Here is a 393-nt window from a genome sequence, read left to right as displayed (position 1 = left end):
GTGCGGGGATGAGGTGTGGGTAGCGGAGAAATTCCAATCGAACYTGGAGATAGCTGGTTCTCCCCGAAATAGCTTTAGGGCTAGCCTTAAGTGTAAGAGTCKTGGAGGTAGAGCACTGATTGAACTAGGGGTCCTCATCGGATTACCGAATTCAGTCAAACTCCGAATGCCAATGACTTATCCTTAGGAGTCAGACTGCGAGTGATAAGATCCGTAGTCAAGAGGGAAACAGCCCAGAYCRYCAGCTAAGGTCCCMAAGTGTGTRTTAAGTGGRAAAGGATGTGGAGTTGCWYAGACAACYAGGATGTTGGCTYAGAAGCAGCCACCATTTAAAGAGTGCGTAATAGCTCACTRGTCGAGTGACTCTGCGCCGAAAATGTAMCGGGGCTAAAT

General features: G+C 48.8%; 1 rRNA gene. It reads left to right on the top strand.

What is annotated here, in order from left to right:
- A 23S ribosomal RNA gene (locus AB4Y77_RS23005) occupies nt 1-393 on the top strand; the annotation flags it as partial.

Origin of the sequence: Paenarthrobacter sp. YAF11_1, from assembly GCF_052113445.1 — a bacterium.
Lineage (GTDB): Bacteria > Actinomycetota > Actinomycetes > Actinomycetales > Micrococcaceae > Arthrobacter.
This window is presented reverse-complemented; position numbering and strand designations above follow the sequence as displayed.